Source organism: Gemmiger qucibialis, assembly GCF_027689445.1.
GTDB classification, from domain to species: Bacteria; Bacillota; Clostridia; order Oscillospirales; family Ruminococcaceae; genus Gemmiger; species Gemmiger qucibialis.
The window spans coordinates 105,523-128,259 of record NZ_JAQFEN010000008.1 but is presented as its reverse complement, the minus strand read 5'-3'; the positions used below and the strand labels follow the sequence as shown (position 1 = coordinate 128,259).

The 22,737-nt window shown below is 53.3% G+C and carries 13 protein-coding genes, 3 tRNA genes and 3 rRNA genes; 5 read left to right on the top strand and 14 right to left on the bottom strand.

What is annotated here, in order from left to right; translation table 11 throughout:
* Positions 1-87: 87 nt before the first annotated feature.
* From rrf to PG062_RS11915, 8 genes are all read right to left on the bottom strand, one after another.
* Positions 88-204: ribosomal RNA gene (rrf, locus tag PG062_RS11950) — 5S ribosomal RNA — on the bottom strand.
* 97 nt (positions 205-301) lie between these two features.
* Positions 302-3,132 (bottom strand): 23S ribosomal RNA (locus PG062_RS11945).
* A gap of 211 nt (positions 3,133-3,343) precedes the next feature.
* A tRNA-Ile gene (locus tag PG062_RS11940) sits at positions 3,344-3,420 on the bottom strand.
* Positions 3,421-3,423: 3 nt separating this feature from the next.
* Positions 3,424-3,499: transfer RNA gene (locus PG062_RS11935), tRNA-Ala, on the bottom strand.
* Positions 3,500-3,640: 141 nt separating this feature from the next.
* Positions 3,641-5,153: ribosomal RNA gene (locus PG062_RS11930) — 16S ribosomal RNA — on the bottom strand.
* Together the 16S, 23S and 5S rRNA genes with 2 tRNA genes alongside form the textbook arrangement of a ribosomal RNA operon.
* A 420-nt stretch (positions 5,154-5,573) precedes the next feature.
* A complete protein-coding gene (locus PG062_RS11925; protein WP_270752456.1) occupies positions 5,574-6,959 on the bottom strand; it encodes a lipopolysaccharide biosynthesis protein in 1,386 nt (461 codons plus the stop codon).
* 21 nt (positions 6,960-6,980) lie between these two features.
* Positions 6,981-8,093, bottom strand: coding sequence for an EpsG family protein (locus PG062_RS11920; protein WP_270752455.1), 1,113 nt, complete (start codon positions 8,091-8,093; stop codon positions 6,981-6,983).
* Positions 8,094-8,111: 18 nt separating this feature from the next.
* A complete protein-coding gene (locus PG062_RS11915) occupies positions 8,112-9,050 on the bottom strand; it encodes a glycosyltransferase (RefSeq protein ID WP_270752454.1) in 939 nt (312 codons plus the stop codon).
* Between the two features lie 586 nt (positions 9,051-9,636).
* On the opposite strand from PG062_RS11915, the gene PG062_RS11910 reads away from it, so the two are divergent.
* Complete coding sequence (locus PG062_RS11910; protein ID WP_270752453.1) at positions 9,637-10,569, top strand: AEC family transporter; 933 nt, start codon at positions 9,637-9,639, stop codon at positions 10,567-10,569.
* A 209-nt stretch (positions 10,570-10,778) separates the two neighbouring features.
* Here the strand turns inward: PG062_RS11910 and gap are convergent, their stop codons facing one another.
* Positions 10,779-11,807 (bottom strand): type I glyceraldehyde-3-phosphate dehydrogenase, encoded by a 1,029-nt coding sequence (gene gap, locus PG062_RS11905; RefSeq protein ID WP_270752452.1) that lies wholly within the window; start codon positions 11,805-11,807, stop codon positions 10,779-10,781.
* Positions 11,808-12,131: 324 nt separating this feature from the next.
* Between gap and PG062_RS11900 the strand changes: the two genes are divergently transcribed.
* The gene (locus PG062_RS11900; protein WP_270752451.1) at positions 12,132-12,743 is read left to right on the top strand and encodes a hypothetical protein; all 612 of its coding nucleotides are present in this window, start codon (positions 12,132-12,134) and stop codon (positions 12,741-12,743) included.
* Here PG062_RS11900 and PG062_RS11895 read toward each other — a convergent pair.
* A complete protein-coding gene (locus PG062_RS11895; protein WP_270752450.1) occupies positions 12,694-13,494 on the bottom strand; it encodes a hypothetical protein in 801 nt (266 codons plus the stop codon). The two genes, PG062_RS11900 and PG062_RS11895, sit on opposite strands and share 50 nt — an antisense overlap.
* A gap of 175 nt (positions 13,495-13,669) precedes the next feature.
* Here PG062_RS11895 and PG062_RS11890 point away from each other — a divergent pair, with 175 nt between their 5' ends.
* A complete protein-coding gene (locus PG062_RS11890; protein ID WP_270752449.1) occupies positions 13,670-14,662 on the top strand; it encodes a SpoIID/LytB domain-containing protein in 993 nt (330 codons plus the stop codon).
* Positions 14,663-15,229: 567 nt separating this feature from the next.
* Here PG062_RS11890 and PG062_RS11885 read toward each other — a convergent pair.
* From PG062_RS11885 to PG062_RS11870, 4 genes are all read right to left on the bottom strand, one after another.
* A complete protein-coding gene (locus PG062_RS11885; RefSeq protein WP_270752448.1) occupies positions 15,230-17,938 on the bottom strand; it encodes a valine--tRNA ligase in 2,709 nt (902 codons plus the stop codon).
* 397 nt (positions 17,939-18,335) lie between these two features.
* A complete protein-coding gene (locus PG062_RS11880; protein ID WP_270752447.1) occupies positions 18,336-18,869 on the bottom strand; it encodes an LOG family protein in 534 nt (177 codons plus the stop codon).
* Positions 18,870-18,929: 60 nt separating this feature from the next.
* Complete coding sequence (locus PG062_RS11875; protein WP_270752446.1) at positions 18,930-19,325, bottom strand: hypothetical protein; 396 nt, start codon at positions 19,323-19,325, stop codon at positions 18,930-18,932.
* 64 nt (positions 19,326-19,389) lie between these two features.
* Positions 19,390-20,628 (bottom strand): nucleotide sugar dehydrogenase, encoded by a 1,239-nt coding sequence (locus PG062_RS11870; protein ID WP_270752445.1) that lies wholly within the window; start codon positions 20,626-20,628, stop codon positions 19,390-19,392.
* Between the two features lie 864 nt (positions 20,629-21,492).
* Here PG062_RS11870 and PG062_RS11865 point away from each other — a divergent pair.
* Both PG062_RS11865 and PG062_RS11860 read left to right on the top strand, forming a co-directional pair.
* Positions 21,493-22,224, top strand: coding sequence for a PASTA domain-containing protein (locus PG062_RS11865; RefSeq protein ID WP_270752444.1), 732 nt, complete (start codon positions 21,493-21,495; stop codon positions 22,222-22,224).
* A 136-nt stretch (positions 22,225-22,360) separates the two neighbouring features.
* Positions 22,361-22,437: transfer RNA gene (locus PG062_RS11860), tRNA-Arg, on the top strand.
* Positions 22,438-22,737 lie beyond the last annotated feature (300 nt).

The window sequence follows — 22,737 nt, the reverse complement described above, 5'->3', positions numbered from 1 at the left end:
CTACCAACTGAGCTAATGGTGCTTAATAAAGCAAACCCACGAACCGGGCTTTCCGCTCGGCCCGTGGGCTGCTTGCTTTTTAAGAGAAGCCGGCATCTACCTATTTTCACAGGCCGTTTCCAGCCAACTATCTTCGGCACAAGTGAGCTTAACTTCTGTGTTCGGAATGGGAACAGGTGGTTCCTCACCGTCATCGACACCGGCCATACCCTGACCAACGTCAGCTTCTCTTCTTAGAAGGCATATACCTTCAAAACTGAATATCGAACTGCTTTCAGCAAATGAAGTATCAATCGAAAATGGGGTCAAGCCCTCGACCTATTAGTACACGCTTGCTCAATGACTCACGCCACTTACACATTGTGCCTATCAACCTTGTAGTCTTCAAGGGGTCTTACCTGATTATCTCAGTGGGATATCTTATCTTAAGGCCGGCTTCACGCTTAGATGCTTTCAGCGTTTATCCGATCCGAACATAGCTGCCCAGCTGTGCCACTGGCGTGACAACTGGTGCACCAGAGGTTCGTCCATCCCGGTCCTCTCGTACTAGGGACAGCGCCTTTCAAATATCCTGCGCCCACGACAGATAGGGACCGAACTGTCTCACGACGTTCTGAACCCAGCTCGCGTACCGCTTTAATTGGCGAACAGCCAAACCCTTGGGACCGAATACAGCCCCAGGATGCGATGAGCCGACATCGAGGTGCCAAACCTCCCCGTCGATGTGGACTCTTGGGGGAGATCAGCCTGTTATCCCCAGGGTAACTTTTATCCGTTGAGCGATGGCATTTCCACTCACATACCACCGGATCACTAACTCCGACTTTCGTCTCTGCTCGACCCGTCAGTCTCGCAGTCAGGCTGGCTTTTGCGTTTGCACTCTCTCTCCTGGTTTCCGTCCAGGACGAGCCAACCTTTGAACGCCTCCGCTACTCTTTAGGAGGCGACCGCCCCAGTCAAACTGCCCACCTAACAATGTCCCCCGCCTTGATTCAAAGGCGCAGGTTAGAATTCCAATGTCGCAAGGATGGTATCCCAACGGCCGCTCCATGAATGCCAAAGCACTCACTTCCTAGCGTCCCATCTATCCTGTGCATGCAACACCGAAACCCAATATTAGGCTACAGTAAAGCTCCATGGGGTCTTTCCGTCTTGTCGCGGGTAACCGGCATCTTCACCGGTACTACAATTTCGCCGGGCGGGCTGTTGAGACAGTGCCCAGATCATTACGCCTTTCATGCGGGTCAGAACTTACCTGACAAGGAATTTCGCTACCTTAGGACCGTTATAGTTACGGCCGCCGTTCACTGGGGCTTCAATTCAATGCTTGCACATCTCCTTTTAACCTTCCAGCACCGGGCAGGCGTCAGCTCGTATACGTCATCTTTCGATTTAGCACAAACCTGTGTTTTTGGTAAACAGTTGCCTGGGCCTATTCTCTGCGGCTCACTTTCATGAGCACCCCTTATTCCGAAGTTACGGGGTCAACTTGCCGAGTTCCTTAACAACCCTTCTCCCGTTGGCCTTAGAATCTTCTTCCTACCTACCTGTGTCGGTTTGCGGTACGGGCACCTTAGATATACACGCAGCTTTTCTCGCCTCTTATCCAGCCGGACTTCGGTACTAATCTTCCCTCGATCTCTACCAGAACCAACACCTGGCTCCGACCTTCTAAAAGTGTCCCTGCGCTTAAATCTTTCGGTGGGGACGGAATCTCTACCGTCTGTGCATCGGCTACGCCTTTCGGCCTCACCTTAGCTCCCGCCTAACTTGGAGCGGACGAACCTTCCTCCAAAAACCTGAGGTTTCCGGCCATGATGATTCTCACATCATTCGCGCTACTCATTCCGGCATTCTCACTTCTGTAAACTCCACAGCCGCTTCCGCTACTGTTTCTCCGCTTACACAACGCTCCCCTACCCCGCACTAAAAGTGCAGCCTAAGCTTCGGTTTGTATCTTAGCCCCGTTAAATTTTCCGCGCAGAGACGCTCGACCAGTGAGCTATTACGCACTCTTTAAATGAGTGGCTGCTTCTGAGCCAACATCCTGGTTGTCTGCGTATTTCCACATCGTTTTCCACTTAGATACAATTTGGGACCTTAGCTGTAGATCTGGGCTGTTTCCCTTTTGACAATGAGATTTATCTCACACTGTCTGACTCCCATGCATCAATATTCCGGCATTCTTAGTTTGATAGGCTTCGCTATCCTCTCGGACGCTAGGCCATTCAGTGCTTTACCTCCGGATATCTAACATGAGGCTAGCCCTAAAGCTATTTCGGGGAGAACCAGCTATCTCCGAGTTCGATTGGAATTTCTCCGCTACCCACAATTCATCCGCCGCCTTTTCAACGGAGGTCGGTTCGGCCCTCCATGAAATTTTACTTTCACTTCAGCCTGATCATGGGTAGGTCACCCGGTTTCGGGCCCATTGCACGCTACTAAACGCCCTGTTTAGACTCGCTCTCGCTACGCCTCCAGTCCTTAAGACCTTAAGCTCGCAACGTACAATCGCTCGCCGGACCGTTCTACAAAAAGTACCATATCACCCTTTGACGGGCTCTATGTGCTTGTAGGCACAAGGTTTCAGGTTCTCTTTCACTCCCCTCCCGGGGTCCTTTTCACCTTTCCTTCACAGTACTATACGCTATCGGTCACTGGGTAGTATTTAGGGTTGGAGGGTGGTCCCCCCATGTTCCGACCAGGTTTCACGTGTCTGGCCGTACTCTGGATCCTGCGCAGCTGTCAGAATTTTTACTTACGTGACTCTCACACTCTTCGGTTGGCCTTCCCATGCCATTCTGTTAACTCTTCCAGTCTTAAAAGCAGTCCGTACCCCGAAAGGATTTCTCCTCTCGGTTTGCCCTCTTCCGCGTTCGCTCGCCACTACTTACGGAATCTCGTTTGATGTCTCTTCCTCGCCCTACTTAGATGTTTCAGTTCAGGCGGTTCCCTTCCAATACCTATGGATTCAGTATTGGATAATGGAGTATGAACTCCATTGGGTTGCCCCATTCAGATATCTCCGGATCAATGGATGTTTGCTCCTCCCCGAAGCTTTTCGCAGCTTACCACGTCTTTCATCGGCTCCCAGTGCCAAGGCATTCACCTTGCGCCCTTTTTAGCTTGACCGTTTTCTCAATTGATTCTCCATTTGCCAACAAGATTTTTTACCGCTTGGTGAAATTGTTCCCTAACTTTATCAGTTAGCTAATTAATTTTACTTGGGGATCTTCGTCTATCTCTAGACTCTGATCAAAATCTTATTTCGCAGTTCTATATTCAGTTTTCAAGGTACATGTCGTAAGACTTTGTGGGTTCCCCCATCACTAGGTGAACCCCGTGGTGGGCTGAAATGGACTCGAACCATCGACCTCTCGGTTATCAGCCGAGTGCTCTAACCAGCTGAGCTATCAGCCCAAATGGTGGAGATAAAGGGATTCGAACCCTTGACCCCCTGCTTGCAAAGCAGGTGCTCTCCCAACTGAGCTATACCCCCACGCCATCGCGATCGGGTGTCGCTTCTTCGTCTTACCTGAGGTTTCCTTTTGCAAGGCCCTCAAAATTGAACAATAACTGAAACTTACTTTAACCTGTCCGAAACATCTAGACCTGCTAGATCTTTCGTCTGACTCCCTAGAAAGGAGGTGATCCAGCCGCACCTTCCGATACGGCTACCTTGTTACGACTTCACCCCAATCACCAGTTTTACCTTCGGCGACGTCCTCCTTGCGGTTAGACTATCGACTTCGGGTCCCCCCGGCTCTCATGGTGTGACGGGCGGTGTGTACAAGGCCCGGGAACGTATTCACCGCGGCATGCTGATCCGCGATTACTAGCAATTCCGACTTCATGCAGGCGAGTTGCAGCCTGCAATCTGAACTGAGACGTTGTTTTTGAGTTTTGCTCCACCTCGCGGTCTTGCTTCTCTTTGTTTAACGCCATTGTAGTACGTGTGTAGCCCAGGTCATAAAGGGCATGATGATTTGACGTCATCCCCACCTTCCTCCGTTTTGTCAACGGCAGTCTCGCCAGAGTCCTCTTAACGTAGTAACTGGCAATAAGGGTTGCGCTCGTTGCGGGACTTAACCCAACATCTCACGACACGAGCTGACGACAACCATGCACCACCTGTCTCGATGTCCCGAAGGATTTCACACATCTCTGTGCTATGCATCGGATGTCAAGACCTGGTAAGGTTCTTCGCGTTGCTTCGAATTAAACCACATACTCCACTGCTTGTGCGGGCCCCCGTCAATTCCTTTGAGTTTCAACCTTGCGGTCGTACTCCCCAGGTGGATTACTTATTGTGTTAACTGCGGCACTGAGGGGGTCAATCCCCCAACACCTAGTAATCATCGTTTACGGCATGGACTACCAGGGTATCTAATCCTGTTTGCTACCCATGCTTTCGAGCCTCAGCGTCAGTTGGTGCCCAGTAGACCGCCTTCGCCACTGGTGTTCCTCCCGATATCTACGCATTCCACCGCTACACCGGGAATTCCATCTACCTCTGCACTACTCAAGAAAAACAGTTTTGAAAGCAATTCATGGGTTGAGCCCATGGTTTTCACTTCCAACTTGTCTTCCCGCCTGCGCTCCCTTTACACCCAGTAATTCCGGACAACGCTTGCACCCTACGTTTTACCGCGGCTGCTGGCACGTAGTTAGCCGGTGCTTTCTTGTTAGGTACCGTCATTATCGTCCCTAACGACAGGAGTTTACAATCCGAAAACCTTCTTCCTCCACGCGGCGTCGCTGCATCAGGGTTTCCCCCATTGTGCAATATCCCCCACTGCTGCCTCCCGTAGGAGTCTGGGCCGTGTCTCAGTCCCAATGTGGCCGTTCAACCTCTCAGTCCGGCTACCAATCGTCGCCTTGGTGGGCCGTTACCTCACCAACTAGCTAATTGGACGCGAGTCCATCCTAAAGCGAATAAATCCTTTTCCCTCAGTACCATGCGGTACCGTGGGCTTATGCGGTATTAGCAGTCGTTTCCAACTGTTGTCCCCCACTCTAGGGCAGGTTACTCACGCGTTACTCACCCGTTCGCCACTAAGCTTAAAAAGCAAGCTCTCTAAGCTCCGTTCGACTTGCATGTGTTAGGCGCGCCGCCAGCGTTCGTCCTGAGCCAGGATCAAACTCTTTATAAATGGTATTTATCACTCATAAAGTGTTAAATCAACTTCACTCAGACACAATCGCTTGCGTCCTATATGAATTACTTGTTTGCCGATCTCTCGGCTTTGGAATTGTTTTTCGTGATTTTCCATCACGTTTAAGGTTCCACAAGTTTCAGTATTGTTCAATTTTCAAGGTCCTGCTTGCTCTCCTCTCGGACAGCTCAATCATTATATCAAAGGTCGTACTTTTTGTCAAGCACTTTTTCGATATTTTTTGAGCTTTCCAAACGCCTTTTTAAAAGCTTTTCTCCCGCACGCTATCCGGTTCCCCGTTGCGTTTTTGCTGGTACATCGCTTTTATTTAGCTTTTGAAGAGCTGCTGTCTTGCGCGACAGTTTATTTATAATACCACACTTTCGCCTAAAGTCAACACCTTTTTCAAAATTTCTTTCAAGTTTTTTCAAACTTCTTTTTTAGCCCTTCCCAATATCCATGCAAGCACCCTCCGGGCCGCAGTTCGCACACCAATCCAAAAGCAAATGTCCCCCCTGCCGCCAATAGCATCGCCAGTGCAGAATGCTGCAAATGCAGCAAGCAGCCGCCCGCAATTACTGCAGCCGGTACGCCCCACCATATACAGTAAGTCTTCAGCTTAACGGCACTCCCCTGCATCCAGCGGCAGACATACCAGTATTTCACCACCCCTTCCAGCAGCGCCTGCACACAAAGTGCATACAGCATCACCAACCGGCTGCCCCGCATAACAAACAGCAGCACCAGCATAACCCCCAGTGCAGCTTCGCGATACAGGTTATCTTTCTTTTCGTTACCCGTCATTTGCAGCACCCCGCTGCAGGGTCCAAGTGTCGCAATCAAAATAAACACCAGCGCACACCCAACAAACTGTTTGGTGTAAGGCAACAGCTCTTCCGCCAGAATCGACAGCAGCACCTGCGGATAGCCCACCAGCACAACTGCCATACTGCCGGCAAATAACATTTGAATCCGCATAATGGACGCATAGCACTGCTTGATTCCCGCTTTATCCCCTGCATGATACATGCGCGAAAATTCTGGCAGAAACACTTTTGCTGTTGGACCAGAGATGAAGTTGACAAGCTTTTTTACCATCAGCACTACACTGACAATTCCCGCTTCAAACGCGCCTGTGAAAAAGTACTGCAAAAGGATTGGCATTTGCGAAATCAACGCCTGTATCAGATCCGCCCGTTGATAGCTCCCCCATTTGCGCAAAGAAAGTTCCTTCGAGATATCCCTCCGGGGTTCTCTGTCCCGCTTTATCAGGAAAAGCACCAGGATTCCCGCGTATTGTATCACATACAGCGCCAGCAGTGTGCCAAGCGAGAGCCTTTCCGTTTTATATAAAACCAGTGTTCCCAATGCAAGGAACAGTCTTCCCAGCACATACTCTCCGAATAAGGCACATCCCGGCTGGCCTTGCGCCATCATTGTGCTGCTATGGTCCATTACCAGAAGTTCCATCCCGGTAATTAGTGCTATGACCGTGTAACCGCCCCGTCCTTTTTCCAATGCCAGTACCAACGCTAATGTCGTCAGGACTGGCAGCACATAACAGCTGTAATATTTTGCCTTGAACCGGCGCAGCTCTGTTCCCTTATTTGATAAGTAAAAAGTATTGCATTTCGTAATACCGGAAAACAATACCCAGTACACAAGATCCGCCGCACTGACCCAGGTAGAGTAAGTTCCGTATCCCGCAAGGCCCAGCATCCGGGTGATCATAACCTGCAGCAGCACTTCCAGCACTGCACCAAGCCCTTTTAATATTACACTAAGTAGAAAAACGATACTCAAAATATTTTCTCCATACCAGAACTATGCTGCCCAGAAAAACTGATACGGCATCGTCCCGCCAATATTATTTATCAGCAGCCGCAAAACATATTGGAGGCCCGCCGCCACTGCCAACCATTGGATTGTCGCAGCCCGTCTGCGCGGGCAGTTTATATACTCCAACATGCGTGGAAGCAATACGATCAGGTACGGCCCAAACAACGCAGCCATCCGCGCCGCAGAGGCTAGCCCAAGGTTCAGCCCGTACAGCGAAAGTGCCGCCATTGTGAGAAATAGTCCCTGCGGTTCCTTGGATTCCAGCTTTTTGCATTCCTCTGGTGTCATTTTGTAAAGAACAAAGGCAACCAGCAGAGCATAAAACGCACCAACCGCAACGGATTCCATTCTGCTGTTGTTCTTCGTAAAATATTTTGCCAGCGCATAGGGCAGCAAATTTGCCACGCGCCCCGCCACAACCGGATATGCTGCGCCCAAGATGCAAGCTGCCATGGTACAGTACAACACATGGCGATATTTCCACCGCCGGTTCACCAACCAATACAGCGGCAGAAAGACCACTGCACTTTTGTGGAACGATACTGCCATCAGAATTTGCAAAAAGTACGGCGCAAGTTTTCGCTCCTTGATCCAGTGGAATGCCGTATAACCCAGTAAAATTGCAATCGCATTGCGGGCCACATTCATTTCTGTCTGATAAACACCCAGCGTAAGGTAAAGCCAGATACTCAGCATAGCATTGGGGGATTCCCGCCGCAGCCAGCGGTAAAGCAGCGCTATAATCAGCGCACTGTTTGCCACTGTAATCCACTGTGGCGCAGACAAATAAATGCTGAGGAGCTTATTCAGCAGGCGGTACCCAGGTTCCAAGTCCAATTCCCATGTCCGGCGGGGCGTTGGGTAAAGCTGGGCGGTAAACAGTTCTTTCCACGAAATCTGTGGGAATTGTTGATAAATGCAGACATAATACTTGGTATCGACACCAACAGTCTGTGCCCGCATTGCCATAAAAAACCACAGCACCACACAGGACATGGCCAGTGCTACACGCTGCGCGCTCCTGCCCTGCCGCCGTGCCAACACGCAGAGGCGCGCCGGGTAGGCAAGCAGCAGGCAAAGCACAAGGTAAACACTCATTTTTTCTATCATGCTATTTCAAAACAAAGCCAGCCGTGCCCGGTAGACGGCCGCGTTGATCCCGGCCGGCAGCAGTGCCGCGCACCAAAGGCCCGTACGCAACAAAACATTCCGCAGGTTCGGCCTGCCGTTCCAACTGCTCAGCGCCTGCTTTGCCTGGTGTTTCTGCCCTGCAATCAGGCTTGTATAAATATAAACTGTCATCTTTAAATCGTATTTTCTCTGGATCGCCGCAATCTCGGCTTTGCTATGGTTCGGATTCTTCAGTTCCTCTTCCAAATCCTGCATAAATGCCTTGGCGTGGGCCACTTTTACCCGTGTTCTGGCGTTGGCTTCTGCCCCACGGTTATAATCCACGCAAACACGGGAGGCATAGGCAACACACGGGTTATTTCTCGCCAATCGCGCCCAAAGATCCAGATCTTGCCCGATTTTTTCACCCAGCCGGAACCCACCCGCTGCCAACAGTGCCGTGCGCCGCACCGTTGTGGCGGAGGTCCAGACAAAATCATAGCCCTTACCCAGTGTTTCCCAGTAGCTAGGCAAACAGCCATTCGCTTGCGGCAGTCTGCGCGATTCCTTGCAGCGGCCATTGGCATATATTACACGGTAAGCCGTAACAAAGATATCACTTTGGGGATATTTCTGCACGATGGTTTCGATATTTTGCAGATAATCCGGATGCCAGGTATCATCAGCATCCAGAAAGCAGATGTACTCCCCCGCCGCCAGCTCAATGCCCTTGTTGCGTGCAGCAGATACGCCCTGGTTCGCCTGCTGTACAATCCGGATTTTATCTGACTGCACTGTTTTGCAAGCCTGCAAAGAGTTGTCGGTTGAACCATCATCCACCACGATCACTTCATAATCAAGGAATGTCTGTGTCAGAACGGAGCGCAGGGTGCCGGCAATGTAATGCTCCTTGTTGTAAAGCGGAATCACCACGCTGTATTTCATACACAGCCCCCCACACTTTCACTATCTTTTATGATTTCATAAGGTGCTCTACGTATATCTTAGCAGTTTTCTTAAACGATGTATAGATATTTTTGGTATATTTATAAGTGTTTTTTCTGATTTTTATCTAAGGCAACACCGCACAATTCCCGCTTAGCGGCTTAAGCACCGCTCCGGCGGCTGCGGCACGGCATCTGCGTTGCCAAAATGCTCGATAATGTCGGGTTGCGGTACCCGCATCGTGCTTCGGGGGCAAAAGCCCCTCGCACTCTGCGACCGCTGCCCCTGCTTCGGTTCGCTGTTTCCGCCACTGGCGGCGCTCACCTTTGCAGCATCCTGTATTATCTGCGCTTTTGGCTTGGCATCTGCCGCACCTCGCTCGCCGTATCGGCACTTAGAATTATGCGGTATTGCCCTAAAATATCAAAAAATCATATTTTTGCCAGAATAGGCAAACTTCATTTCGGCTGCATACACACAGTCAAAAGGTTATCATATCTTCCCGGGAATTTCCATCAAGCTGCGTATTGACTATCGAGCTTTAAAAGAGTACGATAGTGCGGACAAGATGAAGGAAGGGATTTGTATGGAAGTTAGTCTTTTGCTGATGGAGCAGATTGCTCAACTATTCATTGTCCTGCTGATGGGGTACATTGTGGTCAAGGCCAAATTGCTAAAGCCCTCTGACAGCAAGGTGCTCTCTGTTGTTTTTGTGTATCTGATTATGCCTTGCGTAGTTCTGAATGCGTTTCAGATTGATGATACTCCTGAAATTCGTGCTGGGCTTCTGTATTCGATGGCGATTGCCGTGGGGATGCACGTTGTCTTTCTGGCGTTCGATACAGTGATACGCAAGCCGCTGAAATTGGATGCAGTCGAGAGAGTCAACATCATCTACAGCAATGCGGCAGCATTGGTTATTCCGTTGGTACAAGCTTTACTTGGCAGTGAGTATGTTGTATACTCTTGCGCCTTTGTCATCGTGCAGTTGATTTTACTTTGGACCCACGCAAGCGCCTGCCTGCAAGGGAGTACCAAGTTGGAATGGAAAAAGATCCTGACCAATGTCAACCTGATTGCGATTGTGACAGGAGCGCTCTTGTATCTGTTGCACATTTCTTTGCCAGCGCCAATCGTGAGCACACTCAGCAGCGTAGGAAATATGATTGGACCTATGGGAATGCTGCTGGCCGGCATGGCAATCGCAGAGGTCCCGCTGAAAAAGGTATTTTGCACACTGCGGAACTACCTCCCTGTTGTGCTTCGTCTGCTGGTGGTTCCTGTAATTGTTCTTTTATTACTCCGGGTGGTACATGCAGCAGGTTGGATTTCCGATGGCAAGGCAATTTTGATGACAGTTTATCTCTCTGCCATCACACCCTCCTGTGCAACTGTCACTTCCATGGCTCAGCTGTACAATCGTGATGCGGCACATTCAAGCGCACTGTATGTTCTCAGCACGCTTTTGTCAATCTTCACCATGCCGCTGATGATCGGTCTGTTTGAAGTACTGATTTGAAATTTCTCATACAAAAAGCCCCTTCCCGCTGCATTCACAGCCGGAAGGGGCTTTTCTATCGTGTATTCAGTCTGCCGCAGGGTACCCACGGCAATCGTTGGCAGTTGTTATTGCTCAACAGGGGTTGCCTGCTGCCCGCCGGAACCCGGCGCACGCAGTAACATTTTGCCAACTGCTAATTTCACGCTATTTTGTTGGGAAGATCTCTATTACAGCTCAGCGAAGTACTTAATGGTACGAACCATCTGGCTGGTGTAGGAGTTCTCGTTGTCGTACCAAGAAACGACCTGAACCTGATAGGTGTCGTCGTCGATCTTAGCGACCATGGTCTGGGTGGCATCGAACAGGGAGCCGTACTTCATGCCGATAACGTCAGAAGAAACGATCGGATCCTCGTTGTAGCCGAAGCTCTGGGAAGCAGCAGCCTTCATAGCAGCGTTGATAGCTTCCTTGGTGACGTCCTTGCCCTTAACGACAGCAACCAGGATGGTGGTGGAGCCGGTGGGAACGGGAACGCGCTGAGCGGAGCCGATCAGCTTGCCGTTCAGTTCGGGGATAACCAGGCCGATAGCCTTGGCAGCGCCGGTGGAGTTAGGAACGATGTTCTGAGCACCAGCACGAGCGCGGCGCAGGTCGCCCTTACGCTGCGGGCCGTCCAGGATCATCTGGTCGCCGGTGTAAGCATGAACGGTAGTCATGATGCCGGAAACGATCGGGAAAGTCTTGTTCAGGGTGTCGGCCATAGGAGCCAGGCAGTTGGTGGTGCAGGAAGCAGCAGAGATAACCTGGTCATCCTTGGTCAGGGTCTTCTCGTTGACAGAGTAGACAATGGTCTTCAGGTCGTTGCCGGCAGGAGCAGAGATAACGACCTTCTTAGCGCCAGCAGCGATGTGAGCCATGCTCTTCTCTTTGCTGGTGTAGAAGCCGGTGCACTCCAGAACAACGTCAACGCCGATCTCGCCCCACGGGCAATCCTTAGCGTCCTTAATGGCGTAGATCTTGATCTCCTTGCCATCGACGATGATGGAATCCTCGGTAGCTTCGACGGTGTGCTTGTTCTCACCGATCTTGCCCAGGAAAGAGCCCTGAGCGGTGTCGTACTTGAGCAGGTGAGCCAGCATCTTGGGGCTGGTCAGGTCATTGATGGCAACAACTTCGTAGCCCTCAGCCTCAAACATCTGACGGAAAGCCAGACGGCCGATACGGCCAAAACCATTGATAGCAACTTTAACAGCCATAGTAAAATCCTCCCAAAGATTTTATATTCGGAACGGGGTTGAACCCGCCCCACCCAAGCGGCTTATTGCCGCTTTCCGGTTTGATTCTATTGTACCCCATTCCTGCCAAAACTGCAAGAGGGGCTGTTATTATTTTAACGCAAATTGAGCAAAAATTATGTTTTGGGCAAAAAAAGCAGCGGTTTTCAACGCCAATTTGGCGTATTGTCAATAACTGTATGGCCTTTGGCGGTATTTTTCGGGCATACTATCCTTGCCCCGGCACCGCGCCGGGGTAAATGCCACAGGTTTTGCCCCATTTATCACCACACGGAGGCTGCTGCCATGGTTCCACCTTCTGCACGTTTCCCCACCCGGCGCGCCGCCCTGGCGGAAGAAGCCGCCCGCCGGGCGCTGGCCGGGCTTGGGCCGGAGCTGGTTCTGCCGCAGCTGCGGGCGCAGACCGTGCAGGAGCTGCTGGCCCAGCCGGGCGGTGCGGGGTGCGAATTATGCGGCACGCTGCAAACACTGACCGGGGCACTGACCCAATGCGTGCGCCGCCGCCCCGGCTGGCTGTACGTCATGTTCCCGTCGGGGATCACCTGCCCTGTTCCAGCGCGCCCGGCACTGGTGCAGGCCGCCGTCCTGGAAGCCTTGCGCCCTGTCTTGGCCTGCGGCGGGCAGGCGGTGCTGGAAGTAAAGCCGCGTTCCCGCGCTGTGCTGCTCTGCCTGCGGGGCGGTGCCCCCGCCGGGGTGCTGCCGCTGTGGCAGGCGCTGGCCCGGCAAAGCGGCGGGGCTGTGGTGTTTGACAGCGGAGCACAGTTTGCCGCGGCTGCATTTTTGCCCCTTTGTCCCGGCTGCCGCATACAAAAATCCCCCAGCACGCAGGAGCTGCTGGAGGATCGGTTCAGTCTGCCTTATCTTTTTTTGTCGGGTTACTGCGCGGGACCGTGGTAAGCATGGCCGCCAGCCCGCACAGGCCAATGCAGCCCATGGCCAGGCTGGTCAGCAGGGTTTGTTCAGAGACGCTGCCGCGCACCAGCTCAAAGATGGCCTGCGGCAGTTCGTGGCAGGTTGCAAAGTAAAACGCCAGGCTGCCGTACTGCTGCACCGTGCAGCCATAGGTACCGCCGGGAACATACAGCAGCTTGCACAGCATCCCCACACAAAGCAGCGCGCCCAGCGCCCCCAGCACCCGGAAGGTACAGCCAAGCCGCGCCGATGCCGCCGGGATGATGGAAAACCGCTGGATCAGCACCCACAACAGCGCCGCCGTAGGGATCAGGCACTGTACGGCGTTGGGCGGCATGGCGGTTCCACGCCCTTCCGGGGCCGAAAGAACCCGCCAGCCCATAGCGAAGAACCACACGCCCGCCGCCGTCAGCAGCACCATGCTGGGCCACACCACTGCGGCGCTCAACAGCTGCGAAAGCCCCGCCAGTACCAGCACAGTCCCCGTTACCGCCATCATAACACCCATCAGGCTTTTTCTGCCGGGGGCAATTTTTTCATCCGCCCTGCGGCCCATCACAAGCAGCGCCGCCGCGCCAACCAGCGCGGCCCCCCAGCGCGCCGCCGAGGGTCCCACCGTGGGAAAACTGGTTTCTGGGTCCGTAAACAGTGCCAGATCCACAATGCGCAGCGCCAAAAACACCAGGCACAGCGCTACCGCCGGCCACGGCGAATATTTGTTCTTTGATTTTTTCATAGGACAGCCTTTCCCGCCGGGCATAAATCCCCCTTGCGGCGAATACAATGGTAACAGGCTCCGGGGTCAAGATGCAAGACAAGCCCCGCCAGTGCTATTTATTATACGGTTCTCCGCGGCAAAATGCAAGGTTTTGCCGTGCGCCGCACCTGCCGGAATGGAGGGATCTGCCGTTTTGAAGCGCACACTGCTCTGTGCCGCCCTGCTTACCGCGTTAAGCACTGCGGTGCCGTTTCTCTGCCTGCTGTTCCCCAGTGTTCCGGTACAGGCTGCCCCCACGGTTACGCCGTCCGCCGCGCCTACTGCGGCAGCACAGCCGGAAAGCACTGCCGCGCCTTCCGCTGCACCCACATTCCCCCAAACCATCACCCTGCATGATGAAGCCAGCGATTCCGACTTCACCCTTTCCGCTGTGGATTTTATGGTCGGTGCTGCCGCCTGCGAGATGCCCGCAACCTGGCCGGATGACGCCCTGTTGGCCCAGATGGTTGCCAGCCGCAGCTATGCGTTGTACTTATCCGCTCAGGGGCAGAGCTTTACCGCCAACAGCGCTTTGTGCAGCGGCTGGACCAGCAGCGAGGTTCTGCAAAGCCGCTGGGGCAGTGATTACGCCGCCAACATGCAGCGCCTGCAATCTCTTGCCGCCCGTACCGGGCAGGCGGTGCTTTTGTACAACGGACAGCCTGCCGCTGCCTGCTACCATGCCATCAGCAGCGGTCACACCGAAGCCAGCCAGAACGTGTGGGGCGGCCAGCTGCCTTACTTATGCGGCGTGGATTCCGCATGGGATAAGTTTGCCGATGGGTACGAAGTGACCATTCAGTACAGCGCCGAGCAGGTACGCACCGCGCTGGAAGAATTGGGCCTTACCCCCGATGATTCCCCCGAAAGCTGGGTCGGTGCTTCTACCTGGGACAAAGCCGGGTATGTGCGCACGCTGGAGCTGTGCGGCCAAATGGTGAGCGGGCTGGAGGTGCGCAAGGCCCTTGATTTGCGCAGCACCTGCTTTGCCATTGCCTGGCGCGGCGGGCAGTTTGTCATCACCACACGCGGGTACGGCCACGGGGTTGGCCTGAGCCAATATGGCGCTAAAGCCATGGCCGAAGGCGGCGCGGGTTGGGAGGACATTTTGGGGTACTATTTTCCGGGAACGGAAATTGCAAGTTAGGAGTTAGGAAGTAGGAGTTAGGAGTTTTCTCAATAATTAGAAATTAGGAATGAGGAATGAGCAATGAGGAATTGGAGGTAGAGATTAGGCATTATCTTTTATTTTTTAGCCGCAATCTTCACCATTTCTGTAGGGAACGGTCTTGACCATTCCGGAAGCAAAATTGTATCCGTCATATTCTTCCCTATACAAAAATCACCACGCCCGCAACTGGTCTTTGGAACCGGCTGCGGGCGTGGTGTATTCATCTTAGGCAATACCGCATAATTCTAAGTGCCGATACGGCGAGCGAGGTGCGGCAGCTGCTAAGCCAAAAGCGCAGATAATACTGGATGCTGCAAAGGTGAGCGCCGCCAGTGGCGGAAACAGCGAACCGAAGCAGGGGCAGCGGTCGCAGAGTGCGAGGGGCTTTTGCCCCCGAAGCACGATGCGGGTACCGCAACCCGACATTATCGAGCATTTTGGCAACGCAGATGCCGTGCCGCAGCCGCCGAAGCGGTGCTTAAGCCGCTAGGCGGGAATTGTGCGGTGTTGCCCTTATTATAATGTGAACGGCGCTATCGCTTATCAGCCCAATGCCTGGATAGACTGGTTGATGTTGGCGATTTTATCTTCGCTGGCGGCGAGCTTGGTGCGGGTTTCGTTGACCAGCTTTTCGGGGGCGCGCTCCACGAACTTGGGGTTGTTCAGCTGGTTGCGGAACATATTGGCTTCTTTCTCGGCCTTTTCCAGCTCCTTATGCAGGCGCTTGAGTTCCTTTTCGCGGTCGATCAGCTCCATCATGGGGATAAAACCGCGGGCGGCCGGGGTAACAACGGTCACAACGCCATCGGTGGTGCCGGTGTACTTTTCGGTCAGGGCAACATCCGTTGCAAAGGCAAAGCGTGCCAGGTAAGCGCCGCCTTTCTGGAAGGCTGCCGGGTTGGCAGTCTCGATGGTCATGCTGGTCTTTTTGGCCGGGTGCACGTTCATATCATTGCGGATGGTGCGCACTGCCTTGATGTAGTCCATCAGCACCTCAAAGTCGGCACATTCCTGCGGCCAGGCGGTCATCTTGCCGGCGTCCGGCCATTCCTGGGTCATGATGGTCTCGGCGCTGCCGGGCAATGCCTGGTAAATCTCCTCGGTGATGAACGGCATAAAGGGATGCAGCAGCTTGAGCGCCTTATCCAGCACCCACACCAGCACCTTGCGGGCGGTGTCTGCCTGCTGGGCATCCTCGCCGTTCAGGCGGGACTTGCAGATTTCGATATACCAGTCGCAGTAGATATCCCAGATAAAGTTTTCCACCTTTTCGGCAGCCAGGCCCAGCTCGTACTTATCCAGGTTGGCGGTCACTTCGGCGGCGGTGCGTGCCAGTTCGGAAAGCACCCACTTATCGCTCATATCCAGCAGTTCTTCGGCGGGCATGCCCGGCTCAAAGTCCTCCGGCAGGTTCATCTGCACAAAGCGGGAAGCATTCCACAGCTTGTTGGCAAAGTTGCGGCTTGCTGTCACTTTCTCATCGCTGTAGCGCATATCGTTGCCGGCGGTAGAACCCACCATCAGCATCATGCGCAGGGCATCGGCGCCGTACTCGTCAATAACTTTCAGCGGGTCAATGCCGTTGCCCAGAGATTTGGACATCTTGCGGCCCTGGCTGTCACGCACAATGCCGTGGATCAGCACGGTGTCAAACGGTGCCTTGCCGGTGTAGGCCAGGCCGGAGAAGATCATGCGGGAAACCCAGAAGCCGATGATATCATAACCGGTCACCAACGTGTTGGTGGGGTAGAAGTAGTTGTAATCCTCGGCGTTCTCATTCGGCCAGCCCAGGGTGCTGAACGGCCACAAAGCAGAGCTGAACCAGGTATCCAAGGTATCGGGGTCCTGGGTCAGGTTGGTGCTGCCGCAGTGCGGGCAGGCTGTGGGGGCAGACTTGGCAACGGTGGTTGCACCGCAGTCAGCGCAGTACCATGCCGGGATCTGGTGGCCCCACCACAGCTGGCGGCTGATGCACCAGTCGCGGCTGCCGCGCATCCAGTTCAGGTAGTTCTTGGTAAAGCGGTCCGGCACAAACTTGATCTCGCCCTTTTCCACGCTCTCAATGGCGGGCTTGGCCAGGGGTTCCATCTTGACGAACCACTGCTTAGACACCATGGGTTCAATCACGGTATGGCAGCGGTAGCAGGTGCCGACCTCATGCTTCAGCGGCTCGATCTCTTTCAGGTAGCCGGCTTCCTGCAGGTCTGCCACAATGGCCTTGCGGGCTTCGGCGGCGGTCATGCCGGCATACTTGCCGCAGTCCAGCACGTCCGGCTCATCGGCGGAAGCATGGCCACTGGCTTTCAGGGCATCGGCGGCAGCCTTATCATCAGCGCCGGTCATGTGGCCGTCATAGGTCAGCACGCGGATGATGGGCAGGTCATGGCGCTTGCCGACCTCGAAGTCGTTGGGGTCATGGGCGGGGGTGATCTTCACAACGCCGGTGCCTTTTTCCATATCGGCGTGCTCATCGCACACGATGGGAATCTCTTTGTTCAGCAGCGGCAGAATGACATGGCAGCCGTGCAAGTGGGTATAGCGCGGGTCCTCGCCGTTGATGGCAACGGCGGTATCGCCCAGCATGGTTTCGGGGCGGGTGGTGGCCAGTTCCAGCATCTCACCGGTCTCCTTGACCGGGTACAGCAGGTGCCAGAAACTGCCGTCCTTCTCCTCGTATTCCACTTCGGCGTCAGAGATGGAAGTGTTGCAGTGGGGGCACCAGTTCACCATGCGGTTGCCGCGGTAGATCAGGCCCTTATCATACAGGCGCACAAACACTTCTTTCACGGCGTCGGAGCAGCCCTCGTCCATGGTAAAGCGCTCACGCTGCCAGTCGCAGGAGCAGCCCAGCTTTTTCAGCTGGCTGACAATGCGGCTGCCATAAGTGTTTTTCCATGCCCAGGCGCGCTCCAAAAAGCCATCGCGGCCCAACATTTCTTTGGTCAGGCCCTCCTCGCGCATGGCGGCAACCACCTTGGCTTCGGTGGCAATGGAAGCATGGTCGGTGCCCGGCACCCACAAAGCGGCATAGCCCTGCATGCGCTTGTAGCGGGTCAGGATATCCTGCCAGGTTTCGTCCATGGCGTGGCCCATGTGCAGCTGGCCGGTAACATTCGGCGGCGGCATTACGATGGTGAACGGCTTTTTGCTGCGGTCGATTTGGGTGTGGAAATAGCCCTTATCGCACCATTCCTGGTAAATTCGATCCTCTGTGCCTTTGGGATCATACTGCTTGGCGAGTTCTTTTGCCATGATGGCCCTCCTTGATGTGCGGGACGGAAATAAAAAATCAGGCCGCCCCATGATGTTGTAAACATGGGACGGCCTGACGATGTTCCAAAACATGTTCAGTACCGCGGTACCACCCAAATTGCCTGCCGTTTTATATATGTTTTATATAAAGGTAAGCCACTTGACCGCCCGGTAACGGGGGCGAAACGAAGCAGATTACTGCGCACACGGCGGTTCGCCTGCCCTGCTTGGGGGCGACAAACCGCCGGGCACGCCCTGCCGGTTTTCAGCTGCCCCGGCTCTCTGGAAAGAACGTCTGCCCGCGGAACTCCCCCGCACTGCATTTGGTATCAATATATTACCCCGCCGCAGCGGTATTGTCAAGTGCTGTGCGGCGTACGGTGATATTTCGGCGTTTTTATGCTTTCAGAATCTGCTTGATCTGCTCCAGGTTCTCCGCAAACCAGATTCCTTCCTGCCGCTCTTTTGTCGAAAGCCCGGTTTCGATCATATGATCCAGCAGGGTTTTCAGACCGTTATAATAGCCATTCAGGTTGTACAAAACGCAGGGAGCATCCAGCTGCTTGAGCGATACCTTGGACATGACTTCGGCGATCTCCTCCAGCGTACCCGTTCCGCCGGGGAACGCAATAAACGCATCGCCCCGCCTGATCATCTCAGTCTTGCGCTCGGTGATGGTTTCCGTCACGATCAACTCCGTCAGACCGTCATATTGCAGGTCATCCTGCATAAACAGGGTGGTCTCCACGCCGGTCACGGTTCCGCCCGCATCCAGAACGCTTTTGGCAATTTCGCCCATCAGCCCGGTTTTGGAGCCGCCATACACCAGCGCGTTCCCGCTTTGGCCAATCCATTGTCCCAGTTCCTGCACTGCCCGTTTCAGCGCCGGGTCATTGCCCCCTTTTGCGCCAAGATATACCGTGATATTCATTGCCTGCTCCTCCTGTTCTTTCTGCCATTTATAACTCAGCGGTTCGCAGCCCCAGCTCTCCTATTCCTGCCACCCTTTCAGCCGGATTGGCGAAAGTTCCAGCACAAAATGTTCCTCTTTCACACCCGTTTCAGGGTAAAACCTTGCCTTGCACACTTCCACCCCGCCAACTGTATGGCGGTAGTTTTCCTCGCAGCTGCCCAGCACAACATATTGGCAGGCGCAGTATTCCATCATTCCGTCCGCACCGGGTTCCAGTGGGGATGTTTCCAGCGGCTTTTCAATCTCCACGCCAAGCCCCGCCAGGTATTCCGCTGCCACCGGGTAGGCTGCTTTGACCCGTGCACAATAATTTTTGCAGTCATTGCAGCTGCAAAGTTCCCCCGGCCCCATGGTCTGATAATACTGCCGCGTTTTTTCTGCATCCACGTTGATGATCGTTCCCAACCCTATCATTTTGCTTCCTCGTTAAAATATGGGGCATGCGCTTTGCAATGCCCCATGTCTTGTTTATTGCTTTTTAGTCCCGGCGGAAAATGTCGCGGGTGTATACCTTTTCTTTCACATCGTCCAGCACGCTGTCGTACCGGTTGGCAATAATTGCCTGGGACATTGCCTTGAACTGTTCCAGGTCGTTCACCACTTTGCTGCCAAAGAACGTTTCCCCATCGTTCAGCGTCGGCTCATAGATGATCACCGTTGCCCCCTTTGCCTTTACGCGCTTCATCACGCCCTGGATGGAGCTCTGGCGGAAGTTATCGCTGTTGCTCTTCATCGTCAGGCGGTATACCCCGATGGTCACCGGCTTTTCCTGTGCGGCATTATAGTCGCACTCCTCACCGTAATCATAGTACCCGGCCATGCGCAGCACACGGTCCGCAATAAAATCCTTGCGGGTGCGGTTGCTTTCCACGATTGCACCGATCAGATTTTCCGGTACATCGGTATAATTGGCCAGCAGCTGCTTCGTATCTTTGGGCAAGCAGTAGCCACCGTAACCAAAGCTGGGGTTGTTGTAATGGCTGCCAATGCGCGGATCCAGGCAAACGCCATCAATGATATCTCTGGTGTTCAGGCCCTTGCTTTCGGCATAAGTATCCAGTTCGTTAAAATAGGCCACGCGCAGCGCCAGATAGGTATTGGCAAACAGCTTGACCGCCTCGGCTTCGGTAAAGCCCATGTACAGGGTATCCACATCCTGCTTGATGGCCCCCTCCTGCAAAAGCCCGGCAAATGTATGGGCGGCTTCTACCAGGTGCGGGTCGTTGGGGTCGGTGCCCACAATAATGCGGGAAGGGTACAGGTTGTCATACAGCGCTTTGCTTTCCCGCAAAAACTCCGGGCTGAACATAATGTTCTTGCTGCCGGTTTTCTTGCGGATCTGCTCCGTGTAGCCAACCGGAATGGTAGATTTGATTACCATAACCGCATTGGGGTTCACCTTCATGACCAGGTCGATGACAGATTCCACCGCAGAGGTATCAAAGTGCTGGGTCTTGCTGTCATAATTGGTCGGCGCCGCAATCACAACAAAATCCGCATCGCGGTAAGCCGTTTCCCCGTCCAGCGTGGCGGTCAGATCCAGGTCCTTTTCCGCCAGGTATTTTTCAATGTATTCATCCTGAATGGGGGACTTCCTGTTGTTGATGCTGTCTACCTTGCTTTTGATCAGATCCACCGCACAAACCGTGTGGTGCTGTGCAATCAGGCACGAAATTGACAAACCCACATAGCCTGTACCCGCAACTGCAATTTTCATATGGTTCCCGCCTTATTTTGTATTTTTGCTTTGCTTATATGTTAACCGTACCATCCAACCAGCCAACGGTTTTACCGTCCCTGTTCAGAACAGGGCCAACACAAACCGCTGCATATAAAATACAGAAAGTACCGCAATTTCAGACTGTCAAAAAATTTTTTGCAGGGGCGCATTGTGCGCCCGATACCATTTACCCTGTGAGCAGCCCAGCGAATGACTTTCATTCGTTGAATTATTAGGGTGTATCTGAAACGTCGAAAATATCGTCTGTTTCTACAAACGCAAAATCCTGCTTATGTTTGCGAAATATCCGTCATTTTCTTTGTTTTCAGATACACTTTCGAGAAACGTTATCCACCCCTACATACTCTATAAGAGAAAGACACCTTTTTTCGACACATTGCGCACTTTTATTTGTGGCAACACCGCACAATTCCCGCCTTACGGCTTAAGCACCGCTCCGACGGCTGCGGCACGGCATCTGCGTTGCCAAAATGCTCGATAAGACATCCAGTATTATCTGCGCTTTTGGCCTAGCAGCTGCCGCACCTCGCTCGCCGTATCGGCACTTAGAATTATGCGGTATTGCCTTGTACATATTTTTGTTTTTATTATATCATAGTCCCCGTCAAAATGAAACACCTCACCCCCGATGAACAAACCTATTTGCGTTTTGTCTGATTTTCTCTTCGCACTTGGCAGCCCCATGTTCCGCGTGCTATACTGAACCCAAAGAGACAAGATTCCTATCTGTAAAAGGTCCTGCCTGTTCTCCGCCGGATCCTTCTTGTTTGCCATATGTATTTTTATTATCATTTATACAATATGTATCTTTCATAAGCTGTATTAAGCGAGGTAACCTCCATGCCTGCTTCTCACCATTCACTTTCCCTTACCCCGCTGCGGGTTCTCGCCTGCCTGGCGCTGCTTTCTGTTGTGGCAGCTGGCATTGCCATCACTGTCATTTTGTCCCAAAGCACCAACCCCATGTTTTCCATCCGGCGGGAAGTCATCGTCCCCGATTTGTCTGGCATGGACTGGCAGCAGGCCCAGGTTGAACAGAGCGCCGCCCAGCTTTCCATCGTGTGGGATACCCGCTACTCTGCCCAAGCGGAAGGCATCGTCATCGCCCAAAAGCCCACCGCGGGCAGCACCGTCAAACAGGGGCAAAAACTCATACTGTCCGTCAGCAAAGGGCCAAACACCATCACCGTACCGGATTTGAAAAGCCAGAACCGTTCCGATGCCATCCAGACCCTGCGGGACGCCGGTTTTACCGTTTCCGTCGATTATATCCGCAACGATCCCACCCTGCAGGCCGATACCGTTATTCTGCAATCTCCTGCCGCCGGCACCGCACTGGAAGCCGGGGACTGTATTACCCTTACCGTTGCCCGTGCCGTACCAGACCCGTTCCGCCAGGTGCCGTCCCTGCTGGGCATGTCGGTCGACGAAGCGCGCCGCCGCCTTGCCATTGTGGAGCTGCTGCCCACTCTGACCCCCTCCAATCTGACCGAGGGCACCATCACCGCGCAGGATCCCCTGCCCGGCACCCTTTTGCACCGCAACGCCCATGTGCGGCTTGTTACAAAATAGTTTGTCGCACTATCGTTCAAAACAAGTTTTCTTTAGAAAAATCAAAAAAAGTCCTTGACTTTCCGCTGCCGTATGCTATAATAAATGAGCACTTGAGGTTAGGCGCTCCGCCAACCGCCTGTGAACTGAATAAGATGCGCTGGTAGCTCAGCTGGATAGAGTGTCTGACTACGAATCAGAAGGCCGGGGGTTCGAGTCCCTTCCAGCGCACCAAGAAAAGCAACGATTAAACGTTATGTTTGTCGTTGCTTTTCTTTTTATGTTAGGGTGTACCTGAAAAGTCGAAACTATCGTCTATTTCTACAAACGCAGCGGGATTTTGCGTTAAAAAGCCTTGGAATCCACAAAGGATTCCTGCGGCTCTTTGCCTTACATCCTGCTTGTGTTTGCGAAATATCCGTCATTTTCTTTGTTTTCAGATACATCTTAGCAAAACACTTTGCATTAGGCGCTTATTTGGCGCTTAAATCTTTTGAGGATATAATATAGGCAATACCGCATAATTCTAAGTGC

Coding starts and splice junctions, on each gene's coding strand:
- PG062_RS11900 (WP_270752451.1), top strand. CDS start 12,132: ATGGTTCCACCTTCTGCACGTTTCCCCACCCGGCGCGCCGCCCTGGCG.
- PG062_RS11870 (WP_270752445.1), bottom strand. CDS start 20,628: ATGAAAATTGCAGTTGCGGGTACAGGCTATGTGGGTTTGTCAATTTCG.
- PG062_RS11885 (WP_270752448.1), bottom strand. CDS start 17,938: ATGGCAAAAGAACTCGCCAAGCAGTATGATCCCAAAGGCACAGAGGAT.
- PG062_RS11880 (WP_270752447.1), bottom strand. CDS start 18,869: ATGAATATCACGGTATATCTTGGCGCAAAAGGGGGCAATGACCCGGCG.
- PG062_RS11910 (WP_270752453.1), top strand. CDS start 9,637: ATGGAAGTTAGTCTTTTGCTGATGGAGCAGATTGCTCAACTATTCATT.
- PG062_RS11895 (WP_270752450.1), bottom strand. CDS start 13,494: ATGAAAAAATCAAAGAACAAATATTCGCCGTGGCCGGCGGTAGCGCTG.
- PG062_RS11865 (WP_270752444.1), top strand. CDS start 21,493: ATGCCTGCTTCTCACCATTCACTTTCCCTTACCCCGCTGCGGGTTCTC.
- gap (WP_270752452.1), bottom strand. CDS start 11,807: ATGGCTGTTAAAGTTGCTATCAATGGTTTTGGCCGTATCGGCCGTCTG.
- PG062_RS11875 (WP_270752446.1), bottom strand. CDS start 19,325: ATGATAGGGTTGGGAACGATCATCAACGTGGATGCAGAAAAAACGCGG.
- PG062_RS11920 (WP_270752455.1), bottom strand. CDS start 8,093: ATGAGTGTTTACCTTGTGCTTTGCCTGCTGCTTGCCTACCCGGCGCGC.
- PG062_RS11915 (WP_270752454.1), bottom strand. CDS start 9,050: ATGAAATACAGCGTGGTGATTCCGCTTTACAACAAGGAGCATTACATT.